34 protein-coding genes are annotated in these 26,182 nt (G+C 37.8%); 17 read left to right on the top strand and 17 right to left on the bottom strand.

Going from position 1 to position 26,182, the window contains the following annotated elements:
- Window positions 1-578: 578 nt before the first annotated feature.
- The 6 genes from CUN85_RS13095 to CUN85_RS12100 all read right to left on the bottom strand — a co-directional run bounded on the left by CUN85_RS13095 (window position 579) and on the right by CUN85_RS12100 (window position 3,704).
- Window positions 579-752: a hypothetical protein gene (locus CUN85_RS13095; RefSeq protein WP_167848882.1), complete on the bottom strand. Its 174-nt coding sequence runs from the start codon at window positions 750-752 to the stop codon at window positions 579-581.
- Window positions 753-989: 237 nt separating this feature from the next.
- Entirely contained in the window at window positions 990-1,196 is a 207-nt protein-coding gene (locus CUN85_RS12080) for a hypothetical protein (protein WP_135390571.1), read from the bottom strand.
- Window positions 1,197-1,517: 321 nt separating this feature from the next.
- Window positions 1,518-1,739: a hypothetical protein gene (locus CUN85_RS12085; protein ID WP_135390572.1), complete on the bottom strand. Its 222-nt coding sequence runs from the start codon at window positions 1,737-1,739 to the stop codon at window positions 1,518-1,520.
- 98 nt (window positions 1,740-1,837) lie between these two features.
- A complete protein-coding gene (locus tag CUN85_RS12090) occupies window positions 1,838-2,623 on the bottom strand; it encodes a helix-turn-helix transcriptional regulator (protein WP_135390573.1) in 786 nt (261 codons plus the stop codon).
- A 115-nt stretch (window positions 2,624-2,738) separates the two neighbouring features.
- Window positions 2,739-3,044 carry a CRISPR-associated protein Cas1 gene (locus CUN85_RS12095; RefSeq protein ID WP_235856330.1) on the bottom strand — a complete coding sequence of 102 codons (306 nt, stop codon included), beginning with the start codon at window positions 3,042-3,044 and terminating at the stop codon, window positions 2,739-2,741.
- Between the two features lie 138 nt (window positions 3,045-3,182).
- Window positions 3,183-3,704, bottom strand: coding sequence for a hypothetical protein (locus CUN85_RS12100; RefSeq protein WP_135390574.1), 522 nt, complete (start codon window positions 3,702-3,704; stop codon window positions 3,183-3,185).
- A 323-nt stretch (window positions 3,705-4,027) separates the two neighbouring features.
- Here CUN85_RS12100 and CUN85_RS13565 point away from each other — a divergent pair, with 323 nt between their 5' ends.
- A complete protein-coding gene (locus tag CUN85_RS13565) occupies window positions 4,028-4,156 on the top strand; it encodes a hypothetical protein (RefSeq protein WP_268921647.1) in 129 nt (42 codons plus the stop codon).
- Entirely contained in the window at window positions 4,146-4,421 is a 276-nt protein-coding gene (locus tag CUN85_RS12105; protein WP_135390575.1) for a type II toxin-antitoxin system RelE family toxin, read from the top strand. Before CUN85_RS13565 ends, CUN85_RS12105 begins: the two co-directional genes overlap by 11 nt.
- 75 nt (window positions 4,422-4,496) lie before the next feature.
- On the opposite strand, the gene CUN85_RS13100 is transcribed toward CUN85_RS12105, so the two are convergent.
- The 3 genes from CUN85_RS13100 to CUN85_RS12115 all read right to left on the bottom strand — a co-directional run bounded on the left by CUN85_RS13100 (window position 4,497) and on the right by CUN85_RS12115 (window position 5,443).
- Window positions 4,497-4,664, bottom strand: a complete 168-nt coding sequence (locus tag CUN85_RS13100; protein WP_167848883.1) for a hypothetical protein — start codon at window positions 4,662-4,664, stop codon at window positions 4,497-4,499.
- Between the two features lie 99 nt (window positions 4,665-4,763).
- Window positions 4,764-5,072, bottom strand: a complete 309-nt coding sequence (locus tag CUN85_RS12110; protein WP_135390576.1) for a hypothetical protein — start codon at window positions 5,070-5,072, stop codon at window positions 4,764-4,766.
- Between the two features lie 23 nt (window positions 5,073-5,095).
- Window positions 5,096-5,443 (bottom strand): hypothetical protein, encoded by a 348-nt coding sequence (locus CUN85_RS12115; protein WP_135390577.1) that lies wholly within the window; start codon window positions 5,441-5,443, stop codon window positions 5,096-5,098.
- A gap of 159 nt (window positions 5,444-5,602) precedes the next feature.
- Here CUN85_RS12115 and CUN85_RS13105 point away from each other — a divergent pair, with 159 nt between their 5' ends.
- The 5 genes from CUN85_RS13105 to CUN85_RS12135 all read left to right on the top strand — a co-directional run bounded on the left by CUN85_RS13105 (window position 5,603) and on the right by CUN85_RS12135 (window position 7,039).
- A complete protein-coding gene (locus CUN85_RS13105; RefSeq protein WP_167848881.1) occupies window positions 5,603-5,758 on the top strand; it encodes a hypothetical protein in 156 nt (51 codons plus the stop codon).
- Window positions 5,758-6,045 carry a hypothetical protein gene (locus tag CUN85_RS12120; protein ID WP_135390578.1) on the top strand — a complete coding sequence of 96 codons (288 nt, stop codon included), beginning with the start codon at window positions 5,758-5,760 and terminating at the stop codon, window positions 6,043-6,045. Before CUN85_RS13105 ends, CUN85_RS12120 begins: the two co-directional genes overlap by 1 nt.
- An 8-nt stretch (window positions 6,046-6,053) precedes the next feature.
- On the top strand, window positions 6,054-6,332 hold the full coding sequence (locus tag CUN85_RS12125) for a type II toxin-antitoxin system RelE family toxin (RefSeq protein WP_235856331.1): 279 nt from the start codon (window positions 6,054-6,056) through the stop codon (window positions 6,330-6,332).
- Window positions 6,333-6,584: 252 nt separating this feature from the next.
- On the top strand, window positions 6,585-6,782 hold the full coding sequence (locus CUN85_RS13675) for a DUF2683 family protein (RefSeq protein WP_135390580.1): 198 nt from the start codon (window positions 6,585-6,587) through the stop codon (window positions 6,780-6,782).
- On the top strand, window positions 6,779-7,039 hold the full coding sequence (locus CUN85_RS12135; RefSeq protein WP_135390581.1) for a type II toxin-antitoxin system RelE family toxin: 261 nt from the start codon (window positions 6,779-6,781) through the stop codon (window positions 7,037-7,039). The genes CUN85_RS13675 and CUN85_RS12135 overlap by 4 nt, the downstream gene beginning before the upstream one ends.
- A gap of 68 nt (window positions 7,040-7,107) precedes the next feature.
- On the opposite strand, the gene CUN85_RS13110 is transcribed toward CUN85_RS12135, so the two are convergent.
- Entirely contained in the window at window positions 7,108-7,269 is a 162-nt protein-coding gene (locus tag CUN85_RS13110) for a hypothetical protein (RefSeq protein WP_167848884.1), read from the bottom strand.
- Window positions 7,270-7,654: 385 nt separating this feature from the next.
- Between CUN85_RS13110 and CUN85_RS12140 the strand changes: the two genes are divergently transcribed.
- The 3 genes from CUN85_RS12140 to CUN85_RS12150 all read left to right on the top strand — a co-directional run bounded on the left by CUN85_RS12140 (window position 7,655) and on the right by CUN85_RS12150 (window position 10,134).
- Entirely contained in the window at window positions 7,655-8,104 is a 450-nt protein-coding gene (locus CUN85_RS12140) for an arsenate reductase ArsC (RefSeq protein WP_135390582.1), read from the top strand.
- Window positions 8,105-8,397: 293 nt separating this feature from the next.
- Window positions 8,398-9,420 (top strand): methylcobamide:CoM methyltransferase MtaA, encoded by a 1,023-nt coding sequence (gene mtaA, locus CUN85_RS12145; RefSeq protein ID WP_135390583.1) that lies wholly within the window; start codon window positions 8,398-8,400, stop codon window positions 9,418-9,420.
- Between the two features lie 117 nt (window positions 9,421-9,537).
- On the top strand, window positions 9,538-10,134 hold the full coding sequence (locus CUN85_RS12150) for a flavodoxin family protein (RefSeq protein ID WP_205804453.1): 597 nt from the start codon (window positions 9,538-9,540) through the stop codon (window positions 10,132-10,134).
- 105 nt (window positions 10,135-10,239) lie between these two features.
- Here CUN85_RS12150 and CUN85_RS12155 read toward each other — a convergent pair whose 3' ends face one another.
- The 4 genes from CUN85_RS12155 to CUN85_RS12175 form a co-directional block, all read right to left on the bottom strand.
- Window positions 10,240-11,025, bottom strand: coding sequence for a helix-turn-helix transcriptional regulator (locus tag CUN85_RS12155; RefSeq protein WP_135390584.1), 786 nt, complete (start codon window positions 11,023-11,025; stop codon window positions 10,240-10,242).
- Between the two features lie 594 nt (window positions 11,026-11,619).
- Window positions 11,620-16,101, bottom strand: a complete 4,482-nt coding sequence (locus CUN85_RS12165) for a carboxypeptidase regulatory-like domain-containing protein (RefSeq protein WP_135390585.1) — start codon at window positions 16,099-16,101, stop codon at window positions 11,620-11,622.
- Window positions 16,102-16,416: 315 nt separating this feature from the next.
- Complete coding sequence (locus CUN85_RS12170; RefSeq protein ID WP_205804455.1) at window positions 16,417-16,641, bottom strand: DUF3006 domain-containing protein; 225 nt, start codon at window positions 16,639-16,641, stop codon at window positions 16,417-16,419.
- 11 nt (window positions 16,642-16,652) lie between these two features.
- Window positions 16,653-17,642 (bottom strand): ComEC/Rec2 family competence protein, encoded by a 990-nt coding sequence (locus CUN85_RS12175; protein ID WP_235856332.1) that lies wholly within the window; start codon window positions 17,640-17,642, stop codon window positions 16,653-16,655.
- 177 nt (window positions 17,643-17,819) lie between these two features.
- On the opposite strand from CUN85_RS12175, the gene CUN85_RS12180 reads away from it, so the two are divergent.
- Window positions 17,820-18,272, top strand: coding sequence for a zonular occludens toxin domain-containing protein (locus CUN85_RS12180; protein ID WP_135390587.1), 453 nt, complete (start codon window positions 17,820-17,822; stop codon window positions 18,270-18,272).
- Window positions 18,273-18,392: 120 nt separating this feature from the next.
- Window positions 18,393-18,761, top strand: coding sequence for a hypothetical protein (locus CUN85_RS12185; RefSeq protein ID WP_135390588.1), 369 nt, complete (start codon window positions 18,393-18,395; stop codon window positions 18,759-18,761).
- Window positions 18,762-18,850: 89 nt separating this feature from the next.
- Here CUN85_RS12185 and CUN85_RS12190 read toward each other — a convergent pair whose 3' ends face one another.
- Both CUN85_RS12190 and CUN85_RS12195 read right to left on the bottom strand, forming a co-directional pair.
- Complete coding sequence (locus CUN85_RS12190) at window positions 18,851-19,270, bottom strand: phosphate-starvation-inducible PsiE family protein (protein ID WP_205804457.1); 420 nt, start codon at window positions 19,268-19,270, stop codon at window positions 18,851-18,853.
- Window positions 19,271-19,570: 300 nt separating this feature from the next.
- Window positions 19,571-19,711, bottom strand: coding sequence for an AbrB/MazE/SpoVT family DNA-binding domain-containing protein (locus CUN85_RS12195; protein WP_135390589.1), 141 nt, complete (start codon window positions 19,709-19,711; stop codon window positions 19,571-19,573).
- A 218-nt stretch (window positions 19,712-19,929) separates the two neighbouring features.
- Here CUN85_RS12195 and CUN85_RS12200 point away from each other — a divergent pair, with 218 nt between their 5' ends.
- The 4 genes from CUN85_RS12200 (at window position 19,930) to CUN85_RS12215 (ending at window position 24,452) form a co-directional block, all read left to right on the top strand.
- Window positions 19,930-20,193, top strand: a complete 264-nt coding sequence (locus CUN85_RS12200; RefSeq protein WP_167848885.1) for a transcriptional regulator FilR1 domain-containing protein — start codon at window positions 19,930-19,932, stop codon at window positions 20,191-20,193.
- Between the two features lie 125 nt (window positions 20,194-20,318).
- The gene (locus tag CUN85_RS12205; protein ID WP_135390591.1) at window positions 20,319-21,104 is read left to right on the top strand and encodes a helix-turn-helix transcriptional regulator; all 786 of its coding nucleotides are present in this window, start codon (window positions 20,319-20,321) and stop codon (window positions 21,102-21,104) included.
- A gap of 1,159 nt (window positions 21,105-22,263) precedes the next feature.
- Window positions 22,264-23,049: a helix-turn-helix transcriptional regulator gene (locus CUN85_RS12210; protein WP_135390592.1), complete on the top strand. Its 786-nt coding sequence runs from the start codon at window positions 22,264-22,266 to the stop codon at window positions 23,047-23,049.
- Between the two features lie 617 nt (window positions 23,050-23,666).
- Window positions 23,667-24,452, top strand: a complete 786-nt coding sequence (locus tag CUN85_RS12215) for a helix-turn-helix transcriptional regulator (RefSeq protein WP_135390593.1) — start codon at window positions 23,667-23,669, stop codon at window positions 24,450-24,452.
- Between the two features lie 166 nt (window positions 24,453-24,618).
- Here CUN85_RS12215 and CUN85_RS12220 read toward each other — a convergent pair whose 3' ends face one another.
- A complete protein-coding gene (locus CUN85_RS12220; protein ID WP_135390594.1) occupies window positions 24,619-24,918 on the bottom strand; it encodes a hypothetical protein in 300 nt (99 codons plus the stop codon).
- A 453-nt stretch (window positions 24,919-25,371) separates the two neighbouring features.
- Between CUN85_RS12220 and CUN85_RS12225 the strand changes: the two genes are divergently transcribed.
- Window positions 25,372-26,157 carry a helix-turn-helix transcriptional regulator gene (locus CUN85_RS12225; RefSeq protein ID WP_135390595.1) on the top strand — a complete coding sequence of 262 codons (786 nt, stop codon included), beginning with the start codon at window positions 25,372-25,374 and terminating at the stop codon, window positions 26,155-26,157.
- Window positions 26,158-26,182 lie beyond the last annotated feature (25 nt).

A 26,182-nucleotide genomic window follows, 5' to 3' on the forward strand; every position in this document is an offset into this window, starting at 1 on the left:
ACTTAATGTGGAACTTATATACATACTTTGTTAAAATCAAATATAGGCAACCATGCCTGTTTATCTAACAAGTGTGTTTGTCTACAAATCTCAATCTTTATGTTTGTTCCCACAAATCCAACCTTTCCCCTTGCATGAGCATTAAGAGTAAAAGGCTTATCAGTTTCAACATTCTTTTTCAATAATGGAGAGCACCTTTTGAAAATTCTAGTTCCTTCCGTTCAGAATAAGGTATACTCAGTACTATTACAAGCAAATGCCTAAACTTAGATCGATTTTATGTAGAGTGTTATTAAAAAGCGCAGAACAGTCTTATGGAGAGGCAAGTGGAAGAGACCGCAGAGCCGGTGATAAAGAAACTGAAACAGAAGAAACTCGTGTAAATGTTCGAATTATAAGCTCGCGCTTTTATGTGGGGTTATAGATAAGCCCAAAAAAACGAACCTTTTAGATTAATAATAACAGTTTTTTATTTATGCCTGAGGAAATCATCTAAATGCTTGCGACTTTCGATTGAAAAAAAATAGAAACATATTTCATCCTGCAAAAGTCCCAATATTCAAAAATAGGATATCAATTTACTTTTTTAATGTAAGTGCTTTGCCGCAACACTCGAATCCTGGATGTTCAGAGTCTTTTCCACCCATATGGGATGGGTTTCCTTCTTTGAGCACCTGCAGCTCAATTCCGCATGTTTCGCATACGTAAATCTCCCCTTTCTTCATATCGTGGCATGTAATTTTATCTGCCATTATCTAACCTCCCTTCAAAAACTTATGCACTATTAGTATAAATAATATTTCTAGCATTCTGTAGGTCTATTTAAAAAATTATCTTTTTTTGGCTCTGTAGAAATCCTCGATATTCGGGCAAGAATAGAAGTTATGAACTAATTATCAATGCCCTTCAGATTGACGATACTCATTGCAGATTCAAATCTTATGATGCTGGCTTTGATATGTTTTCTACAGAGCCACTTAATGTGGAACTTATATACATACTTTGTTAAAATCAAATATAGGCAACCATGCCTGTTTATCTAACAAGTGTGTTTGTCTACAAATCTCAATCTTTATGTTTGTTCCCACAAATCCAACCTTTCCCCTTGCATGAACATTAAGAGTAAAAGGCTTATCAGTTTCAGCGTTCTTTTTCAATAATGGAGAGCACCTTTTGAAAATTCCAGTTCCTTCCATTCAGAATAAGATATATTACAAGCAAATGCCTAAACTTAGATTGATTTTATGTAGGGTGTTATTCAAAAACGCAGAACAAGCTCAGAGAAAAACAAGTGGAAGAAACTGTGGAGCTTGCGATTAAGAATTTGAAACTGAATAAGTTAGTATGAAATGTCTGAATGATAAGCTCGCGCTTTTATGTGGGGATATAGTTAAGCAGAAAAAACGAAACTTTGTAAATAAATACGACTATGACTTGCTACAAGTTTCTATACAAAGAAAAATAGTTAAGTTAGGATAGTTTCATTATAATAGCCCAAACAAGACATTCTTCCAACTTCATGTTGTATTTTGTGTTCTATAGGAGATCTTGGAGATGGTAGACAGTGGTATAAATACATGTCTGACGGTCGGTTCCTCAATATATACTAAAATAATTCCAATATCTACATATACAATTTTATTTACCTTGTTCTTGAAAGCAACGGTTTCATCAAGCTTGATACCTATCGAATTAAATTCTATTTCTAAGTCATAGATTGGATAAACTTCATAAGCCATTGATAGCAATCCCCATTAATTAGAGTAACTTTAAAAATACTATTAATTATAGGTTTTGTTTACTGTATGATAAATTAAATGACAAAAAAAATAAGTGATCAAACTTCATCTATTATTGTAGAGTCATTCAGGTAATGGTTAAAAAGCTCTATTCCCCATTCAACTGCAGTCTGGCTATTACATAAAACTCGGCTATTATCAAAAAATCCATCTTTTCGTAATGAGGTTAACATTAAATGATGTTTACTTACTCCTAAGGACATAAAACCTAAATTCTTTGGGTGTAAGTAAAAATGGAATTTATTAGTATTAATCAGACTATTAAATGTTTTGTTATAGTCCTCTGTCATGTGATCCAATAGGTCCTGGGAAAGGATAAAATGTATTTCAACATCATTCCGGACCAGATCATCAAATAGTTCTATAAAGTTTGGATGGAAAAAAGTGTTTATGCTGTAAATAACCTCTGACTTCTTTGAACTTTTATGGAACTGTTTAAGTATATAGTGAGTTTTTGGAACAGTAGGAGTTATAGTATTACATTTTCCGATCTCACCTATTCGCTTTAATAGATGCGGCGGGAGGAAGTCAAGCTTATGGCTTCCCCAATAATCAATATCAGCATCCAATGCATCGACATTACTCAATAAATGGCTCATCTCATCAACTATCAGCTTCCCCATAGGCGTTAGCTCGTACGTGTCTCCATCTTGAGACACAAGATGATGTTCTTCCAGTATCCTTATTTGTGGAAGTAATGCTGCTCTTGTTGTATCCAGAGCAGTCAGGAGGTTTTCCATTTCCTTTGCTCCATCTTGTAATAATAGGAGGGTCTCTTTTCTCTTTTCAGACATAAACAGAACATCAATTAACGGTTTTTTCATGTGGGGATACCTCCTTTACTACATGTAATTTTATTGAACTCAACTTTCATAGTATTCTTTCTATGGTCACTACTAATTATAATTATTTTATTCGACAGTTAATATTAATATATTTTTAACAAAGTTGACCTTTAAACCATAATTTACACCCTTCCCACATCTCCAACCTTTCCCTAACATGAGTATTAAGTGTAAATGGTTTATCAGCTTCAGCATTCTTCTTCATGTAGTGGAGAGTCCCTTTTGAAAATCCCATCTTTTTCCAGTCAGAATAAGAAATACTCAATATCCTTTGCCTAATTTCCTCTGAATCCTGCCTTTCCACAAAATAAGAAGGCTTACTGAAATCAAGAGTTTTCCTTTTCTCAACAAGATACTGAGCAAGCTCCCTAGTCTTCAACAATAGAGCATAACTCCTCATAACAGACTGTTTTTCTATATAATCTACAAAACCACTTTCTGCAGGTACAGTTTCATATCCATAATAACCAACATGTTGAACAGAATCTTCATTAGCAATTAAAGTAATATTAGTTTCATTGGTTATTGTTTCATAGTATCATGGTCTCCCATTTTGGGGAGTTGAAAAATTATGAGAATACTTTTTTGCAATACTTTCTGAATCCTTTGGGGCAACATCTTCATAGAAAATTATTCCCAATTTCACATTTCCATTTTCTGCTCTTGCCCAGGCAGGAACATCTGGACCATATGTTCGATCATACTTATTCTCAACAGGTATAGGTCCCATCCAACGAAGTCCACTTTCAGCCGGAAGATCTGCAGGAGTTATATCCGCAGGCATCGAGAAAATATATGTATAAGCGCCAGAACTTTTTATAAACTCAACATCATACTGTCCTAAAGTTTGTTTTTGTTCCTCAGTCAAGATATCATAAAATTGGAGATATACATGCTTTCGTTCCGTCGTACTGATGGACAGTGAGTCATCTTTTTCCTGACTCTTTATGTTTTCACCGAACTCCATTGGTTGAGGTGTGAATTCTTCTCCACCATAACGCTCAAAACTATACTTGTCTGAATTGTTCTCTTCTGCACCCGTAATCGAAACACATAGCATTAATACTAATGCAATGACCGCTACACTGACCTATCTTTTCATGCTCCCACACCTTTCAACCTCATACTCTGAATTTTTACCTAATAATAGTAAAACTTTGTTTTATAAAAAAGGTAAGAAACATTGTTTCGTAAAACTACATTGAGGATTCTACTGAAAAGAAAACTTACTTTTCTAGGTTATTCTCGTTGATGAGTAGAATGGTACTGCCGAGATGATCAGAAAGCTATAATTACTATAGCAGCTATAGGACGCATATGGGTGAAACAACCACAATTCAAGTAAAAAAGATTACTAGAGATGCATTACGCTCCATAGGCCATATGGGAGAAGATTACAATACAGTAATCGAATTACTCATCAGAGAGCACAATCGCAATGAACTTGTTGAATATAGCCGTAACGTTGTGGCTGAGCGTAAGGATGAGTTTGTGAGCATAGATGAACTTTAAAGTTTTAGTGCTCCCTGAGCTTTTTACCAAACTTCCTCTTGAGGTCAAAGAGAACATAAAATCATCACTTAAAGAGCTGAATGTACCCTTTCCAGGAACCGGACGAGGGAATAAAAAGGAAATCAAAGGTGCCGATGATGTTGCATATCGGTTGAGAGTAGGAAGCTATCGAATTTTTTATCGGATAGACCGGGAAAACCACAGAGTCTACGTTTTTGATATTCTTACGGCAGAGCAGGCGCATAAAAAGTATGGGCGTTTGTAATTCTGCATTTTGTTGATGGGTAGAGTAGTCTGCCAGATAATCCGACAATACCATTATGTCTTCAGCTATTTCTGTTCAATATCTTTCAGAATATAATTCCTTTTCCTTTTCCTTTTCAAGAATGTGGTTTTCAAATTCTGTCCTAAACTTTTCAATGCTTGGATGTTTTTCAAACTTTTTAGCACGGAGAAAACCCAATAAATATATTGGAACAAGCAAGGCTATCAGAATAAGACCTGCCATTGATCCACTTATTTCTGTTTTCCCAGCATAATAAAGCCCAATAAAAAATGCAACAATGGCGTAGAGTATTTGCCAGTTTTTAAAGCCGAAATCGACATGCTATTCCATTTTAGTTTTATTTAGCCACTCTTCCTTAAATATCACATTTACAGAATCAAAAACTTGCTTGTTTTCATTCTTTTTATATGTTGTAACAGAGATCTGCTTGAGTTCACTTGTATCTTCAATATTTAACAACGGATTATAATGTATAAAATTTCCATAGTTTTTTGGGTCTTTCATGATATCTATTAATCTGTAATTTTTACTCCAATAGAAATCACAGATAATATGAACAAGATTTTCTTTTGGAATTTTTGTTATAATTTCAAATTTAAATAATTTGATATCAGGAATAATTTTATCCATAATTTGGTTGGTGATATTCAATTTTACACCTGTATATTTTTATGTGGATCTAGGTTTGTTACTGAATCCTCAGGCCGTTGACAGTGCACATTGAAGGAGAAACTCTTAGAGCGCAATTTCCTTTGGTTTTCAATTGGATTGGCATAGAACTGGAGTAATACATGTTTTCTTTCATTCGTACTGATGGATAGAAGCTCATTTTTTTCCTGGTTCTTCAGATTCTCACCGAACTCCATCGCTTGAGGTGTGAATTCTTCTCCACCATAACGCTCAAAACTATACTTGTCTGAATTGTTCTCTTCTGCACCCGTAATCGAAACACATAGCATTAATACTAATGCAATGACCGCTACACTGACCTGTCTTTTCATACTCCCACACCTTTCAACCTCATACTCTGAATTTTTACCTAATAATAGTAAAACTTTGTTTTATAAAAAAGGTAAGAAACATTGTTACTTAATTGATAAACCATAAACCATAACTAAATATATATGCACATGCATAACCCTATGTAAATGGTGATTCTCATGAAAAGATTTACTGTCTCCCTTCCAGAAGATCTCAAACAGGAAATGGATTCTTTACCTGACATTAACTGGGTCCAGGTTGCCAAAGAAAGTATCCAGAAAAAGGTCCAGATGCTAGATGAATTTGAACGCTTTGAAAGGAGTTGTGATAAATAATGCCTACCCTAACAGTTCCAATTGATGTTGAACTCTATAATAGGCTCCAGGCTCACTCATGGGTAAAGTGGTCTAAAGTTGTACAAGATGGGATAAGAAAACGAAAGATACTTGAGATTTATATCAGAAACAAAACTATTTCTGAGGCTGATGCTGAGTTTTGTGAAATGATTGATTGGCATCCTGTTGATGAATTACCAATAAAGCAAGAGTTAATTGAGAAATTAAAGAAGGCAGATAAGAAGTCATATGAAGCTGTTGAAGATGTATCTGATATTTTTAAATAATTTATTCGGTGATCGATGTGAGTTATTCACTTTTCATCTCATCGGAGTGTAAGAAGGAAATCAAGAAGCTTACAAGGAAAAATGTTCAGCTTGAGAATATTCTTGAGAAAAAAATCAAAGACATTCTCGAAAATCCAACCAGATTTAAACCTCTACGCAATGAACTTGCTGGCCACTATAGAGTACATATAATGACTAGTTTTGTCCTTATTTTCACCGTGGATTTGGAAGAGAGGACAGTTTCACTAGTGCATTTCTCTCATCATGACGACGCTTACAAAAGGTGAATATCCTTTGAGTTTCTCAAACTCAAAGATGTGTAACAATCTACATGCGTAAGCATAGAATAGCTAACAAGGTCATCAACACTCATATATATCTACAAGTAAGAGCTCTGTAGAGAACCTGTCCAGAACACCATCAACAAAACAAAAGTAGCAAATCAGTTCTGTAGCTGACAGTACATTTACATTATTGATAAATCACTTTTATATCCAAATATCGATGATTTCTACAGAGCCCAAATAAGGATACCCTCTATGAGAAACATTCATACTTTAATTCATAAATTTAACAGTAGAAAGATAGCTCGAAGCAAGAAAGCATCCTGTCCACCTAAAAAATGCTTTAACCCTGAGTTCATCAAAGAAGTTGAGCAAAGCATACAAGACGTTAAAGATGGAAAAGGTACCAAGTACGATTCACTTGAAGACTTGTTTGCCAGTTATGAAAAATGACATACCGAGTAGTTACAACACTTCGTTTTGAGAAAGAGACTAAAGTTCTCTTCAAAAAGGATTCTGTTCTCTTCAACCGTTTTAAGAAAACTGCTACTAGTATTCGTGATAATCCAGAGTGCGGAAAACCTTTACGTAATGTTCTCAAAGGATATCGCAGGGCTCATGTTGGCCATTTTGTTCTGATCTATGAGATCGATGACGACAACAACATAATCACTCTTGTAAGCTTCACTCACTACGATAAAGCGTATTGATTCATGTTAATCCTACCAACCTTCTCTTAATTTCAACCTCTACAATTTCATAGTTTGAAATTATCCATTCAATATCTTTCAGAATATAACTCCCTTTCCTTTTCAATAATATGGTTTCCAAATTCTGCCCTAAACTTTTCGATGCTTGGATGTCCTTCAAACTTTTTAACACGATGAAAACCAAAGTAGTATAATGGAACAAGCAAAGCTATCAGAATAAGACCTGCCATTGATCCACTTATTTCTGTTTTCCCGGCATAATAAAGCCCAATAAAAAAGTGCAACTATGGAGTAGAGTATTTGCCAGTCGGCAGTGTAACACAAGTTCTGTAAAATTACAAACTTCTAGGCGTTTTAGAGTTAAAAATTCAATAGCAAGAGACTAGTTATTCTACTGTCTACAAAAAATTAACTTGCAATTTACAGCAAATTCGCTACACTGCCAACTGCGAGCTTGTGATTGAGAAACTAAAGCTGAAAAAATTGGTATCAAAGGTTTGAGCTAAATGCTCATTTGTTTGACAGGAACATATTGTCGTTTCGGTTTTTTCTGTATATTACTATAGATACTAAATAGATTAGCTTTATTTAGTTTCGATTATTACTAAAGATTGCATGGCATCTAATGGTAACAAAAGTAAAGTACTTTTTATTTGCGTTCATAATAGTGGGAGAAGTCAGATAGCTGAAGAGTATTTAAATAAGATTGCAGGAGATAGATTTGAAGTTGAAAGTGCTGGATTAAAACCTACCAATCTTCATCCTTTAGTTCAAAAAGTCATGGAAGAAGATGGGTTTGATCTTAGCAAGAAAAAGACTCAATCTGCATGGCATCTTTTCAGAAAGGGGGGACTCTATAAATATGTGATCACTGTCTGTGACAGAGCAAATGAAGAAGGATGCCCTTTATTTCCCAAACCTTACATACAATTAAACTGGCCGTTCCCTGATCCGGAGTCATTTACCGGGACGGAGGAAGAACAAATAGAACAGGTACGATCATTGAGAGATTCAATAAAAAAGAGGATCGAGCAGTTCGTTGAAGAAACAGCACTTTTGGAGTAATGTTTTTGCTTGTATAATAATGGCTCTGTAGAAATCCTCCTAGTTCGAGCGATTATGCAAGTCAATAAAACTTCTATACGTTATCCAGAATAGTGATTCTTTTTGCCGAATTTTAGCTACTGGTAATGATTTCAATAGGTTTTCTACAGAGCCCGAATTAAATTAAATAGGAAATAGGTTTTCTACAGAGCCAACTTGAAGTAGTGTTTATGTGAAATCATTTTAATACATGCAGACTAACTTCCTATTTATACCACCTTATGTACCTTCAGTATTATTCCAAGAGGTATCTTATGACAGATATATCACTAAGGCAAAGATTTTTAGATTCTCTGATGGGAAAATATGTTGATAAAGTGCCAGTTTGTTCAGTAACTCAGACAGGAACAGTGGAATTGATGGAAGCCACTGGTGCCTTTTGGCCGGATGCACATTATGATGCTAAAATGATGGGAACCCTTGCCATTGGAGGATACAAGATCGCAGGTTTAGAAGCAGTAAGATATCCTTTTGATGGAACTGCTATTGCGCAAACTCTTGGTTGTACTATCAAAGAAGGAACATTAGACTCCCAGCCAGCGGTCCTTAAGGGTCCATGTCAGAGTAAAGAAGATGCGCTAGAGTATACTATTCCTGTAAATTTTATAGAATCTGACCGTATTGCCACAATATTAGATGCTACAGTATTTGTCAGAGAAAAAGTAGGGGATGATGTACCTGTTATTGCGGGAATGGTTGGTCCTGCGGCAATAGCTGCATTTCTTTTGGGTATAAAAAATTATTTGATGTGGTCTATTACTGATCCGGAGATCATAGAACGAGTTGTTCAAATTGGGGTAGAGGTATGTACGGATTACTCAAATGCTCTTTTTGAAAAAGGTGTAGATGTGGTATGTATTCCCGATTCAGAATCAGGTCCTGATCTGTTACCACCAGACTCTTTTCAATCCTTGTTCTTACCAAAATATAAAAAATTGTGTCGCGATACGTCTGGCCCCCTGATATTGCATATGTGTGGAGATGTTACTGTAATTCTAGATCCAATGGCAAATGCAGGATTTGAAGGATTGAGCATTGAAGAAAAAGTGGATCTCAAATATGCTAAAGATGTTATAGGGGACAGAGCTTGCCTTATAGGTAATGTAGCTCCTGTTGGTACCCTTTTATTATCAAAACCCTCTGAAATAAAAAGCGAAGCTAAGATGTGTATAGAGAACGGTGTGGATATCCTCGCGCCCGGTTGTGGACTTGCACCACATACCCCTACAAAAAACATAAAAGCCTTAGTGAGTGCAAGGGACGAATATTACGAATGATCGAACACTGAGATCTGTGCCAGAACCATTATGAAATATAATTCGTACTATTATTATAGGTTCTGTAGAAATCATCGATAATCGAATTAAAATAAAATCACTAAATAGGGTTATAATATGAATAAAGTGAAAATTCTTGGGCTTGGTGGAAGCCCTCGGGAAAATGGGAATACTGATATCCTGATTGATACTTTTTTAAAAGGGGCAGAGGCGGCAGGAGCTGAAACTAAAAAGGTTTTGTTGAGGGATTATTCCATTGAATCTTGTATTGGTTGTGAAGCCTGTAGAAAAGATGGACGTTGTACAAAATTCCATGATGGAATGGAACTACTTTATCCTGAGATAGAAGAATGCAAGGGTCTTATTCTTGGATCTCCCACTTACAACTACAACATAACATCATCTATGAAATCTTTTATAGACAGACTATATCCTTACTATAATTTCACAGATGACCGACCCAGAAAGTATTCAAGTAAACTTGCAGATCAGGATCGAAAAGCAATTGTCTTTTCTATCTGTGAGCAATTAGACATTAAAGAAATGGGATTTGCACTTGAAGCTATGGAGATGCCTCTTGAAGCCCTTGGCTATACTGTAATAGAAAAGCTTCCGGTGACTGGTTATTTCGATAGGGGGGCAGTTTCAAAAGATTCTGAGGTTCTAAAGAAAGCATTTGAAGCTGGTAAACAATTAGCACTTAGTCTTCGGTGAGATATTTTCGGCTTTGTAGAAATCCTTGTAATTTGATCGTAAATTCAATAAAGTTCATTGCCCACTTAAAAGAAATAATTAAAGAATACAGTAAAATAAATCTAACTACAATTGTGTTAGTGGTGTAGAATCTTTCAGATAATATTCAAAGAAATCACGTCCCCATGTAAGAGCTTCTTTTTTATTGGACATGATATATTTACGATCGGTTGTTCCATCCTGCGATAGAGGGTTTACGATGAGGTAATAGTCATTGCAACCCATAAAAAGGAAATTCAACTCTTTAGAATACACATAAACATGCATCAGTTTACTTTCTAGAAGTATGTTAATATTAACATATTTATGTACCCTTAGTCGATCCATTAATTCAGGGGAAATGATAAGGTGCACTTCTACACCATTCTTTATGAGCTCATAGGTTAATTCACAAAAATTGGGATATAGGAAGGAAGATATTATTAATGCGGATTTGGATTTTATTGAGGTATCATGAAACTCCTCGTTGAGGTCATACATTTCTGCTATCTCAGGACTTATAACCTCACTGCTTCCAATTTCATTTACCCTTGTGAAAAGGTGAGGAGGTATGAACTCTAGCTTTTGAGTTCCCAAGTATTCAATATCAACACTAAAAAATTCAATTGCGCCTACCAATGGAATGCATTTCTCAACTAGAAGCTTTCCGATAGATGTCAGCTCGTAGACATCTTTTTGATGGAAAATAAGATAATGATTCTCAAGTATTTTTATCTGCGGAAGTAATGCTTGTCTAGTAGTATTAAGAGACTTAAGAAGATGTCCCATCTCCTGAGGTCTCTCATTTAACAGTAATAAAACCTCTTTTCTCTTCTCAGAGGCAAATATCACATCCAGAAGTGTTTGTTTCAATTGAACACCAAGCAAGCGTTGTTTCTTCAAATCTTTAATTATAGATTATAAGGTTATTGCTATTTATACTGAATTAAATGGAAAATTTATAATATATATATGTAAGAATGAAGTCAAATTTGTAACTAATATTTTTTCGGTTGTGTAAGGTACTTTCTTGTTCATCCACAAATTGAACTCTTCAGTAACCTTCTTTGCTCCAGAAGGTTTTAACCTGGGAGAATAGCTCTCAGTCCAGCTAAAGTCTTATTTATCCATCTTCTTGGATTCAATAAGACTGATTATACATATCAACAAGGAATCTGAAAGGCTCATACCTAATGTTTATTAATATCGGTTCTGTAGAAATCCTCGAGATTCTGACGTAAAATGAAGTTAACAATAATTATAAAAGCATTATCTGTAATTGAATGAATCTGCCAGTTTCAATCTAATGATTGTGATTTTGATCGGTTTTCTACAGAGCCTTTAAATTCACTGCTCGCGGTCAATGAATATCAAATATCATTTATCACTCTTTCAAAGGTTCTAGGCAATTAAATTAAAAAAGTAAAATTAAAAAGTAACCCCATGTCCATGGGGTTGTTTGGAGATTTAACCGACGGGTTGCTGAATTGCCTGCACTTTTATGCTGCCGTCCTCATTGTCTGTGTAGGCAGCATAGAAACTTCCTCCCAGGTGCACGATCGAGACAGCATTGCCTTTTACATCGATCTCAGTGAATTTCTGCGGGATATCGTTGTAATGGGCTCTCAGATTATCTCCGTCCTTGCTGCCGATAATGATATCATCCGATGCGACATCAAGCGAGTAAGCAGAGCTTGCATCAAAGATAATTTTGTCCACGGATGAAGTTATCTGTCCAGCTGCATCGATGTTCATCTCATTGGTTTTTATCTGGGCTCCGTTCCTGTAGAGAGCGTAGAGCTTGCCATCAACAATCTTTAGGTCGTAGATATCGAATCTATTAGTGTTGCTACCGACAGATCCCAGGCTTTGAGTGTTTGCTCCTACAACACTAATTCCTCTGTCATGGTATACATACATGTCATGGCTATATGTTCTCCATTGATAGAAATAATATCTATTATCATTATCGTCCATTGTTATTTGTGGGGCTTTCTCACCTGGGTAAGAGCCGCTTTTCCAATAGCTATCATATTCTCCACTTTTCAAGAGCACCTTGTTGAACTCTCCATTGTTCAGGGAAGCATACATAAGGTCTGGTTGATTTCTTGTTCCAGCAGTATCTCCCATTGTATCGACATATACTACATGCGGATCGTTATTTGAATCAACATCTATATCTGGCCAATAACATTCGCCTACGTTATTGGATTCTATGTATAGTGTGTCGGTCCACACGCCAGTATCCATTGTTCTGTAGGCTACTTTTCCATTGACTGTGGTATAAGCCACATGTGCTTTATCCACGCTATCGACAACTATTTTCCCTTCACTAGCCGATTCATTGACAAGGGTCTCAGAGGACCAGGTCTCATCTGATCCAAGCTGCTTATAATAGAGGTCTCCTTCCCTGGTAAAGAGCACTCCGATAAAGTCCGAACCTGCAGCAGCATCAAGCAGGTCCCCTTCCGGGGATGTGCTTACCATGGACATGAAGGCAGCGATGTCTACTGGTGTGAGGGTTATGGTTTTCTGCAGGGTCCAGGTATATTCGCCCTGTCCGCCGCTCAGGTCCAGCTCGACAGTTGTCGGGTGACCCCACTGCATGACATCGGCAATGCTGAAAGCATCTGCAATCTCTGTCAGGTTCAGGTATGTTGTATTACCGGCTAGATCAAGTCCCATGGAGTCAAGATCAATTGCAGAGGTTGCAGCACCTGTCTCGTTAACCAGTGTAACGGTTGAGATGGTGTTGTTTAGATAATATGGGTCTGCCGTTGCATCAGCATAGCTTAGCAATGTACCGGTCTCGTTGTAGAAAGTGTATTCAAAGACAACACTGCCTTCTGTTATGCTCACACTTGCATCCTTTATGACTGGTACGATGTCCATGATGACCGCTATATCAACTGGCGCACCGGATACTGTTACACTTTGATCCTCTACAGGATAATATCCGCTGGCTGTGACATTGTAGTTGTACATGCCGTCTACAAGATCAATAGTTGCCATTCCGGACCCGTTAGTTGACAGGAGTTGACCTGCAATGTCTATCTGTGCATCCTCGATGTGGAGGCTGCCGTCGTTGATAGTGAAGGTTACAGTGTATACCGGCACCATTTCAAAGTCAACACCGCTTGTTGGCTGGGCTGCAAGGACAACAACATTCTCGTTTGTACTGCTCTTATGCCCTGCAATACTGGCCGTGACGTTGTAGCTGCCTGCAGAGACATTCTCGATGGTGTAGATACCAAGGGAGTCGGTGCTTGCGTTATATTGTTCCATACCTTCCAGCTGAACGAGTACATTTTCAAGAGGTGCACCTGTTGTGCTTGTGATCTGGCCGACGATGCTACCGGGTATTATGGATGCGAAGGCAGCAATATCGTCCTGGTTGAGAACTATGTTCTCCTGCAGGGTCCAGCTGTATTCACCCTGTCCGCCGCTCAGGTCCAGCTCGACAGTTGTCGGGTGGCCCCACTGCATGATATCGGCAATGTTGAAGGCATTTGAAACTTCTGTCAGGTTCTGGTATTCAAGATTACCTGAGGCGTCAGGGCCCAGGGAGTCAAGGGGGATTGCATCGGTGGCTGCTCCGGTCTCGTTTACCAAGGTTACGGTTGAAGCTGTGCTGTTAAGCAGATATGGGCTTGCCGTCACATCCGCGTATGTGAGCAATGCACCGGTTTCGTTGTAGAAGGTGTATCCAAAGACAACACTGCCCTCTGTTATGCTCACACCGACATCTTGTATGACCGGTACGGTGGTCATGTTTACCGTTATATCAACAGGTTCTCCGGATACCACAGCAGTACCTTCCTCAGTATAAAAGCCACTGGCTGTGATATTGTACTCATAGGTACCGTTTATCAGATCAATGCTGGCAATACCCGCTCCGTCGGTTGTGAGGGCCTGGTTGTCAATGAGTATATCTGCATCTGATATTGGATGTGTGTCATCGCTAACGTTGAAAGTTACAGTGTATGTTGGAACCGCTGCCCTGTCTACTGTGACATTGTACGTGCGGATGCTTGTCTGGTCTTCGGCGGTCACAGAGATGCTTATTTCAGTTGACGATGCAGGGTCTTGCAGTGCAACTGTCTTTGTATCGCCGCTGATGTACGGATCACCGTTTATGCTTATGCTTGCCTGTGGATTTGAAAGGATGGCTGTAAGCTGTATCTCATCCACGGTGTGGCTTACTGGCACGTTGTAAGCGGTGGTCTGTACATCGAATACAGGGTACAGGCTGCCCGGGTTGACATGTAGAGCAGCAAGACCTGGGTCGGTGCTTATCAATGCAAAGTCTATACCAATTGTTGGCTGGGCTGCTAGCACGGCCACCTGCTCATTGGTACTGCTCTTGTAATCTGCGAAGCCGGCCGTCACATTGTAGTTGCCTGCAGGGACGTTTCCGATGGTGTAGATACCAAGGGAGTTGGTGCTTGCGTTATATTGTTCCATACCTTCCAGCTGAACGAGTACATTCTCAAGAGGTGCACCTGTTGTGCTTGTGATCTGGCCAACGATGCTACCGGGTATTATGGATGTGAAGGCAGCGATATCGTCCTGGTTGAGAGCTATGCTCTCCTGCAGGGTCCAGGTATATTCGCCTTGTCCGCCGCTCAGATCCAGCTCAACAGTTGTCGGGTGACCCCACTGCATGATATCGGCAATGCTGAATGCATCTGCAAGCTCTGTCAGGTTCTGGTATGTTGTATTTCCGGATAGATCAAGTTCCAGGGAGTCAAGGGGAATTGCACCTGTGGCTGCTCCGGTCTCGTTTACCAGGGATATGGTTGAAGCTGTGCTGTCAAGCAGATATGGGTTTGCCATTGCATCAGCATATGTCATCAATACTCCTGTCTCGTTGTAGAAGCTGTATCCAAAGACAACACTGCCTTCTGTTATGCTCACACTTGCATCTTGTATGTGCGGGGAGATAGCCCTGCTTACATTGATGGTATAATTGTTCGAGCTTACTTCGTCCTCTGCCAGGATATCTATTGTTATTTCAGTGTACTCTCCGGGACCGTTCAGTATGACCGGTGTTGCATCACCGCTGGAGGTGTTGCTTCCATTTACTATCAGACTTGCTTTTGTGTCTGAGAGTATTGCTTCTACACTGACCTGCTCTACATTGTATTCCACACTTGCAGCGTAGTTGCCTATGCCGGCGGCAAATGCAGGATCAAGCTCTTCTGATGATATTGTCAGGGCTATCAGGTATGCATCATCGTTATAGATAGTAAAGACCGCAGAGATAACATCGCTGATATCTTTGTCTGAGTTCTTTGCACCAGCTGTGAAATGGTATGTGCCTGCAAAGTCAAGGCTTCGTGTCGCCAGTGTCAGATTTATCTCCTGGTTTTCATTTATAGTAAGGTTGGTAATGGTGAGTATGTTGTTTGCATCATAGGATGCGTTGTTGTTGTCTGCAACAGTTGTTTGCGGCTCATTTGCAACAGAGAGAGTGTCCATTGTGTCATTGACTGTGAATTCGGCTGGTATGCCTATCCTGACCATACCGTTTGTTATGTTCTCCCCTGCCCTGTAGACCATCTTTATGTTCTGATCGGTGTTGTTATTTGCAGAAACAGGGTCAAGTTCCAGTGTACCACTGGATGTTATCGGAGTTGCAGGAGTAACGCTGCGTCCTGAACCACTGCCTGAGCTCACTCTGACTGTGAATGTTTCATTTTCTTTTGTTTCTAAAGGCTCTTGTTCTTGAAGGGATGCGTATGTCTCCTCTTCAGGATCATTCATGTCATCATCTTCAGTTGTATTTGTATCTGTTATTTCATCGATGCTTCCCGGAGTATTTGTTATTTCATCGACACCATCTATACATCCACTCATTGAAACAATAAATGTAAAAAAAAGTATAATAATAAGAAATGAGTTTTTCCCTTTTTTAGAACTGCTTTTAAGACCATTGTTTTTATTCATTTTTTTACCACCTAGTTGAAAGGCAGCACTGACTAGTTATGAGAACTACAGACAGCAATGCATCTTACCAACCACCTATATTTAGTGGTAATATTCTATATATATTTATCTAATTCTATACATCATCATTATCATTATGATAACACATCAGTGACAATTTATTGAACAAGAAAGAGTGATCACCTTCCCCCTCTTTTTAAAAATGGGCTTGAAGGTTTTATAAGTACGTTGTAAATTATAATCATAAAAACAATTGATGACTCTTTTCCTGAGTGTGAAAATGTGGAATAACCAGCAATTTGAAGTCAATCAATTTCATTTGTTCTTCAATTTCTCAATCAAAGATGACACTCTCTTCTTCGCATCCTCTGTTTCTTTTTCATCTCTTTCAATATTGATATCCAGAATATCTCCCTCTTTGCAACCCGAAGGAAGAAGGGGTAAAGGAATGTCGATCTTGATCGACTCATCATCCCTCACAAGCAGTACCGCGATATCTTCTTCTACTCTATCCAGTGAAACCTTGAAATTGCTATTCACTATTATCTCTCCTATGCTTCTACCATCATTGCAAAGGTCATAGCTGTCATAGGAATTACTAATCCGCTGGTTTGAGTCTCTACACTGTACTCTCTTCCATCGGTCTTGACAACAACATTACCATCAAGATCGGTCCTGTATATTTCACATCCAAACAAGTTGAGTCTATCAATAATTTCTTGATGCGGATGACCATAACGATTGTCTGCTCCAACCATGATTATGCAGACTTCTGGATTAACAAGTTCTAGAAAATCTGGACTGGTTGACGATACACTTCCATGATGAGCAACCTTGAGAATGTCACTGTCAATATCATATTCTGCAGCAACTATATTGTCCTCTGCATGAGTCTCTGCATCACCTGTAAACATGAAGGATACATCTCCATATGTTATTCTAAGAACAACGGAGTCATCGTTGATGTCACCTGTGAGCTCTGCAGGATTGAGTACAGTGATGGTGGTAGATGGATCAAGGTTTATTGTCTGGCCCGCTTCTGCAAGGCTGAAAGGTATATCTTTCTCATCGATGGCAATTAACATGTTCTCAAAAGTCTTAGTTGTGTGTGGGTTACCACTATCAATAAACTGTTTGACATAGAAATTATTTAATACTTCAGGCATCCCCCCGATGTGGTCTGCGTGTGCATGTGTGGCCACAACAGTATCCAGCTCTTCAATGTCATTGTCTTTCAGATATTCTACAACCCTATCTCCTGAACCTCGATCTCCGGCGTCAATCAGCATGTTCTTGTCATTTATTTGAATTAGAATGGAATCTCCCTGTCCAACATCAATAAAATGAACTGTTAAAAAGCTCTGGTTTGTTAGTGGTGTTGTGGGCTCTGGTTCAAAAGGTTGCTGTTCTTCTTGTCCAGAGGCATTAGAAAGAATAGGATCTGCATTTAGATCCGGGTGTGACTCGTTTGGATTATTATCCGAATAAACGGATTCTGATGAAACACAGCCAGATGAAATGATTAAAGCAAATGCAATCAATGTAAGTGCTAATATAGTTTTTATTTTTATTTTATCATCCCCTTAAAACATAATGCTATTGCGTCCTTTTCTTTATGTGCCTTTGTATCTACTATGAAAATATGATAGTGATTTATTATTTATCATGTAAAAGGAGCTGGTAAGGCCTATTATACCGTCCTCAAGCTCTTAAAATCCATGGGAAGAGATCGCAAAAAGCATTACTTCACCAACTTTCCCGTAGAACATCCCAAAAAAGGCTTCACGAACGTCTGGAAATCAGAACTTGCAAAGCAGAACATCACCGACTCGATGATAGTAATAGACGAAGCCTACAGGAACTATAACAGCCGGGACTATAAGACCTTCCAGAAGGACGAGCACACATTCTTTGCAACCAACCGCCACCTCAACAATGACATCTTCCTGATAGCCCACAATCCTGCAAGGATCGATGTGGTAATCCGCGAGATAACCGAGGAGTTCATTCTCATGCATTGCCATAAACTCCCTTTTCTCCGCTGGCCCCTGTGGTTCTCTGCAGATGTCTTCCTGGACGAGCTTGCAGTTGCACAACGCTATACCTCCCCCCCATGCGATCTACTGCGTAGAACGCTTCCCCTTCAGCCGCACAGTAGGCAAAGCCTATGATACACATTTCTACAGGTACCCGGACATAGACGAGATACACTTTGAGAAATGGAAAGACGTGCTCGACATTGCCAGTGAGACAGAACAAGACAAAACCCAGACACAAGATGAGGCCATCCCATGCTAAACGTAAGCACTACCGACATAATCCTGTCCCAGAATCAGTTGTACGTTTCCGATCACTTCCTTGCGCAGTACGTCCAGGCATTGCTCACAGTTGCCATCTTTTGCTCAATTGGTGGCTTTGGTACAGCCCTGATCTTTACTGACGTGATAGTGCCATACATGAGGTCCCGTTTACAGCTTGACAGGGAGTTGATAGAATCTGATGAAGGTCAATGCCAGATTTCAAAGAAACGTATAAACGGCAATCATAGATACATCACTTTTACATTTTCAAACGCTGCAGCTTTCATAGTTTACAACAATATTCCAGTTTGCGGCTCTGTAGAAAACATCTATAAATCATCGACTACAGGACACAATTGACAAATACCATCAGTAACCGATAGCACTTTATAAATTATTATTACTTTAGTTATTATCCGAATATTGAGGATTTCTACAGAGCCCGATTATCATCCCTTTTTAAAAAAATAATATCCACTACACAGTGCAAGTATAATAACTCCTATCCCTATCAATGTAAGAGATGAAACTTCATCGATATCTAAAATTATAACCTTACGCGCAATAGCTATCAACGCAACGGACAGGACCACTTCAGCATGAATCGCGTGTTCTGAAGCATACGTTTTAAGCGTGTTCAGTAGCTCAAGTCCTATCAGAACCAACAAAAAAAATCCGAATAGCTCCAGCAAATGATTTTCAGATGGCATGCTTATAGGCGAAGCCACAAAGTCTTGAACAATGAGTACCCCTAATTCTATTGTTGTGATTAGCACAAGAGCGGACATCATCACGGTCAGTACAATAATGATACCCTGTTCAAATAACTCTGTCAATTTATCCAGTGAAAGTATTTTTATTCCTCGCACTAGTCATATGTTTTAAATCCATTTTAGAATAACGGTATCTGTATGACACTAGGATTATTTAGCTTCGTGTAGAAAAAATGCTGCCTCGCAAAAATGAGTCTTCACCTGTTATTAGAAGGAGAAAGTATTGTTCCAGTCAGTGCAGGACAGAGGCGCACAGAAATGTGCAACGGGTAAAAACAAAGAGTGTTAATTTTAAAGCGCTTTAAGACGGATAAAATAAAAAGTTTAGAGTATGCCTTTGTTCTTTTTCTTTCTCTACGGGCTTATATGAAGGTTAAGAGTAGCAGAGATAAGAAGTTAACCTTCTATCAGACAAACATATCCGTTTCTTTCAACTAGTTTTAATTCAGTCCCCTTTTTCCATCCTTTGAGCTCACATACATCTTTTGGAATTGTTAGAATAAACTGATTACTTTTTGTTTCCTGCAATTTTGGCATATTTCCACCACATTAAATTTACTATTAATTAGAATATTGTAATTAATTGTATATAGGTATTGCCTTATATTGTTATGGAAAATTGGCTCTGTAGAAGTCCTAGAGATTTTGGGAAATATAGCAACATGAATTCCTTTGAAAAGTAGCTTTCATTGTTGATTAGTTTTATCCAAATTAACCAAATAATGTTGATTTCAGTAGGTTTTCTACAGAGCCAATTGTTTGACAAATTAAGAGCTGAAAATAGAACAGAGCTTATGAAATTTATTGATAATGAGCTAATTCATTTATTTGTTTATCCTGAAAATATGGGATTATTATCTTTTCTGTATAATGACCACTGCATCATGTTAAGCCCATTAACTGTTGAAGGAGACTTTGATAACAAACATCTTGAATGCTGCAATCAAGATGGTCGTAATTGGGGAAAAGAATTATTTGAACATTATTTGAAAAAATCGACACCTGTAACAGAACTCTAGTCAAACTACTCATGAAGTAAGATTATTTTCACCATGAGGATTTCTACAGAGCCCATATTGTTTTAAATAATACAACACGTCAATATTATGACAGGGAATGTTTGGTTTTAGGAATTGTGCTGATAATGAAGAAACCATTACTTGATGTCATATTTGCTTCTGAGAAGAGAAAGAATGTTCTCTTAATGCTACAGGACGGATCCAAGAAAATGCAATTGATCCTGGAAAAACTCAATACCACCAGGCAGTCCTTACTACCGCAGATCAGGATACTAGAAGAACATCATCTAGTAACCCAGCTAGACGATTCTTATAAGCTGACAACTATTGGGGAACTGATGGTAGATGAAATGAAACCTTTATTGGATACAGTTAAGACTTTTAATATGGATATTGACTATTGGGGAACGCGTGACCTTAGTTTCATCCCACCATATCTCTTCAAAAGAATAGGTGAACTGAAGGAATGTAAATCAATTGATGTGCCTCCCCATGAAATATTCTCAGAGAATAAACAGTTCACTGAAAAAGCTAAGAAGTCAAAATCCGTATTTGTTATTAGTTCATATGCATTCCCTAATTTTGAAAAGACAATTCATGAGTTAATAGCAAATAACGTTTCTATATCAATAGTTATCTCAAAAGATTTCTGTGATAAACTTCTTCGTGAACACATTGTTACAATTAAAAAACTGATAATAAGTCCAAATATTAAGTTGTATACGTACGCGGATAATTTTGATTTTTTACAAGTTTCCATCAATGATTATAGCATGTTGTTAGAGTTGTTGAAAGAGAATGGCGATTATGATAATAAGAAGGTTACTTGTTCCGGTGAAAATGCACCTCAATGGGGAAAAGAATTGTTTGAATACTACCTGAAGGACTCTACACCAATAACTGAACTTTGATGAAAACATTCTAGCCAGATAAATATTTTCAATTACAAGACACTTTACAAGAGAAAAACCATTTTGAACAAAATAAGAAGGCAAGATGAGGCACCTATTAAACCACCACGCTTATAGTGCCTCTTTCCTTACGAATCCGAGATATCCCCATATCCCGTAAATTTCGGTCTAAAACTTACGAGCGACCCATGCTCGCAATCTATAATAAGCCATGTTTGTATATAAACAGAACTGTTCATAACTATGCGAACGATTATATATTAAATTCACAAGCGATATTTTAATGGCTTTGTATTTTCTGGAGCGATTGTAAAATCTCTCTACAAATACATTTTTGAAGCCATTAAGGTAAACATCGGTGTGAAAGCGTAACAAAATACCCTCAAAAGGAAAAGCAAAATCAATGATAGTAACACACTTTTATATGAGAAAATCTTTCTTGGGCTTAGATTAAGAAGGTAGGATGAGGCACCCAATAAACCACCACGCTTATGGTGCCTCTTTCCTTACGAATCCAGGATGTCCCCACATCCCTTCAACCCCCACTCACTCAACCCGCATAGTTGAGAAGGCAGGATGAGACGCCTGATAAACCACCACGCTTTAAGGCGCCTCTTTCCTTATATGTCCGAGATATTCCCCAATATCTCTCTTTAACTCCACTCCCAATAGCTTGTGAGCGCCCCAATGCTCACAAGTCCTAATAGATTGTTTTTGCATATAACAAGAATGGATTTTAATCTAAGGTTTGCTTCTATCTTTTGTTTGCAAACAATATTTCAATGCTATTATAATTTCATGTGAGCCTTACAATTAACACCGCCTGGTGAATCATGGCGCCCGGCCTACCAGGCCGGAGTCCTTACTCTTGTACAATACGTCCATGCATTGCTAACAGTTGCCATCTTTTGCTCAATAGGTGGCTTTGGTACAGCCCTTCTGCTAAACGATGTAATTGTGCCATACATGAGGTCCCGTTTACAAGATGAAAATAGTTAACAGCATTATTCTGATGCGCAAAAATGTATTTTTGTACAGTAATTTCACATAACGCCGTTAACATTTCAGCACATGCAACAACAAAATTTCAGATTGCTTTAAATAATACAACATGTCAATATTATAACTGGGAATGTTTGGTTTCAGGGATTGTGCGATAATGAAGAAACCATTACTTTATGTCATATTTGCGTCCGATAAAAGAAATAGTGCTCTCCTACTATTACAGGATGGTCCCAAGGAAATGAAGTTTATCCTGGAAGCTCTAGGTACTTCTAGGCAGTCATTACTTCCACAGATCAGGATACTAGAAGAACATCACCTCGTATCTAAAATAGACGATTCCTACATGTTAACCAAAATCGGAGAATTAATAGTTGAGAAAATGGTCCCCTTATCAAACACTATTAAGGTATTCGATTCAGATATTGATTACTGGGGATCTCGCAAACTTGATTTTATCCCCTCTAACCTTTTGCAGCAAATAAAAGAGCTTGGTAAATGTGATACTGTCAACCCTCCTGTTGAAGAGGTACATTATCTACTTACCAGATTTCAGGAAGCATCCGCAAGGTCTAAATCCCTTTTTGGAGTTACTACGTTCTTCCATCCAAATTTTAAAATTTTGTTCTCTGAACTGATTCAGAATAAAGTAAGCATCTATACAATAATCACTCCAGAATTACACGATAAGCTGGTAACTCAGTATCATGAAAAGTTTAAAGGTCTTCTTGAGAATTACCTGTTTCATGCATATGAATATCCAGGCCAGCTAGAGTTTCTGTCCTTTGCATTTAATGACAACTATCTCTTGCTGAGTCTGTTAAACAAAGAGGAGTATTTTGATAACAAGCACTACATATGTTCTTCCAAATCCGCTCTTGGATGGGGAAAAGAGTTGTTTGAATACTACCTGAAGAACTCAACACCAATCACAGAACTTTAAGTAAATATTGTTCTTCTAAACGTTATTAGTTTACGTGGATGGTTTATACGAGAAAAACCATTTTGAACAAAATAAGAAGGCAAGATGAGGCACCTATTAAACCACCACGCTTATGGTGCCTCTTTCCTTACGAATCCGAGATATTCCCCAATATCTCTCTTTAACTCCACTCCCCAGAGTTGTGATGTGAGCGCCCCAATGCTCACAAGTCCTAATAGATTGTTTTTGCATATAACCAGAACGGATTTTAATATAATGGGTGTTGCTATCTTTTTTTCACTACTATTGTTTTAATGGCGTTAAAATTTCAACGCATCATCTTAAATCAGGACACTAACTGAAATTCACCTGACCGCTCCAGCGCTCTCAATGATTTGACTAAACGGTATATCAATAACAAACCCGTTAATACCGATACCTAAAAAGCTTCATCATAATAACTCTTTTCAGATGCAGTTTACAATTATACCATTGAACTAATATTATACTAGCAATCTATATATGCAAGAAAAACTTTGGTATATAATTACACTGCAGTATACAGTGGAAAATTTTGGCAAAAAGTCCTCTAACAACAACTTTTGTTTAAGCATTCCCAATCGAAAGGAGGGAGCTGAATGAACGATAAATCACTTGAAACCGTGATTACAGCAAGAAATAGAAGTATACTTCTATCTCTTTATGAAGGACCGAAAAGATCTGATACACTTTGTACGGCCTCAGGCATGGACATAATAGAGTTTCTCTCAAGCATAGAATCACTAGAAAAGCATGACCTTGTAGCGAAGGAAGAAGACATCTACAGGTTAAATGATATGGGAAAAGCGGTTATTGAGGAATCAGATCATGATCTGTGCACCGGGAAACTTGTAGAGAATGTAAGTGATTACTGGCAAAGCCGGAACCTGGATTTCATTCCTCCGCACTTGCTGGGGAGACTGCATGAAATAGATATCTGCAATGTACTCAAGCCACCATTACCTGATATCTTCGATCATAATAAAGAGGCACATGAAGCATTCAAAAGCTCAAAATCATTTGATATGATAGCAGTTTCGATGCGTCCTAACTTTCCGGATCTGTTCAGGGAAATGATAAATAGGAGAGTTAATCTATCAATCATTTTTGATCCACGTTTCTATGATAAACTTATAGTAGACAATCCTGAAGTATTACGTGAATTTATTGGTAACAGACAGGTCAGACTATATCGATATCCTAAAGATATATCTTTTGTTTCGCTTAAATTAAGCGAATCCTGTATGGTGTTGCAATCTCTTATAAAAGAGGGAGCTTACGACTACACACAACTTCTGAGCTGCAATCCAACAACAGTAGCATGGGCAAAAGAATTGTTTGAGTATTACCTGAAAGACTCTGTTCCCATTACAGAGATTAAGTAAAGAATATCCGTAAGTTAACGATTCTTTAGCATGAAGAACGCCAGATAACTACTGTCAATATATTATTTTTATTTGGCGCAGACTAACTCTGGTGCCCTCACTGGAAGTAATGTATCAATTAAAGGTTACCTATCGACTGATTTTAGCATTTCCTGGCTTCAGGCACCTATCTTATACTTATTAGTTTATGTTCTACCTCTACCAGCTGATTTTTTGATCTCGCCAGCCTGTTTTCCAAACCTACTAACTGATCTCCTGCTCCTACTTGCTGATTTCCTGTCCCAGTTACCTGACCTACTGAACCTATTGTCAATACATTAGGATAACCACACTCAGGACACGGTGAAAGTATACTGAAGCTTTCTCCGTCCTCTATATTTTCTTTGAACGGAACACGGTCCCTTCTAATATCCTTACTAATGGAACGTTGGCATCCTGGATTCATACAATGGAAGTTAACGAACATTTCAAATCCCCCCACAATTGTTATATTTTAACCCTTTTCTGTACTTTACTTCATTTTGCAACTTACTCCCCTGCAAAATGAAACTTACTTGTATTTAACAAAAACCGGTCTGAATAGTATGAAAGAAATACTATTTTGATATCATCAAAACGTATAAAGTAATTAGTAACTCTATAAAACCAGAGACACTGCAATAGTTGATAATTGGCCCTAAAGTGTCCTTGGCAGGCTAGGAGAAATGTAATGGACTGTTTCATAGATAAAAAATTCTCCTGAATCCGATTTATCCTCACCCACATAATAATTTCCCGGTCATTCGCTGGCTTCACAGATATTTCACATAGCACAGTTAACATTTCAGTACATACAACAACAAAATTTCAGATTGCTTTAAATAATACAACATGTCAATATCATAACAAGGGATGTTTGGTTTTAGGAATCGTGCTGATAATGAAGAAACCATTACTTGATGTCATATTTGCTTCTGAGAAGAGAAAGAATGTTCTCCTATTGCTACAGGACGGATCCAAAAAAATGCAGTTTATCCTGAAGGCTCTTAATACCACCAGGCAGGCCTTACTACCGCAGATCAGGATACTAGAAGAACATTATCTAGTAACCCAGCTAGACGATTCTTATGAGCTGACAACTATTGGAAAACTGATGGCAGATGAAATGAAACCTTTATTGGACACCGTTAAGATCTTTAATATGGATATTGACTATTGGGGAACGCGTGACCTTAGTTTCATCCCACCTTATCTCTTTAAAAGAATAGGTGAACTGAAGCAATGTAAATCAATTGATGTGCCTCCCCATGAAATATTCTCAGAGAATAAACAATTCACTAAAAAAGCTAAGAAGTCAAAATCCGTATTTGTTATTAGTTCATATGCATTCCCTAATTTTGAAAAGACACTTCATGAGTTAATAGCAAATAACGTTTCTATATCAATAATTATTTCAAAAGATTTATGTGAGAAACTTCTTCGTGAACACCTTGTTATAATTAAAAAAATGATAAGAAATCAAAATATTAAGTTGTATATGTACGCGGATAATTTTGATTTTTTACAAGTTTCCATCAATGATTATAATATCTTGTTAGAGTTGTTGAGAGAAGATGGCAATTATGATAGTAAGAAAGTTACTTGTTCCGGTGAAAATGCACCCCAATGGGGAAAAGAATTATTTGAGCATTACCTGAAGAACTCAACACCAATCACAGAGCTTTAATCGAAATATCCATTGTAAAAGTAAT

The organism is Methanolobus halotolerans (genome assembly GCF_004745425.1).
In the GTDB taxonomy this organism is placed as follows: Archaea; Halobacteriota; Methanosarcinia; order Methanosarcinales; family Methanosarcinaceae; genus Methanolobus; species Methanolobus halotolerans.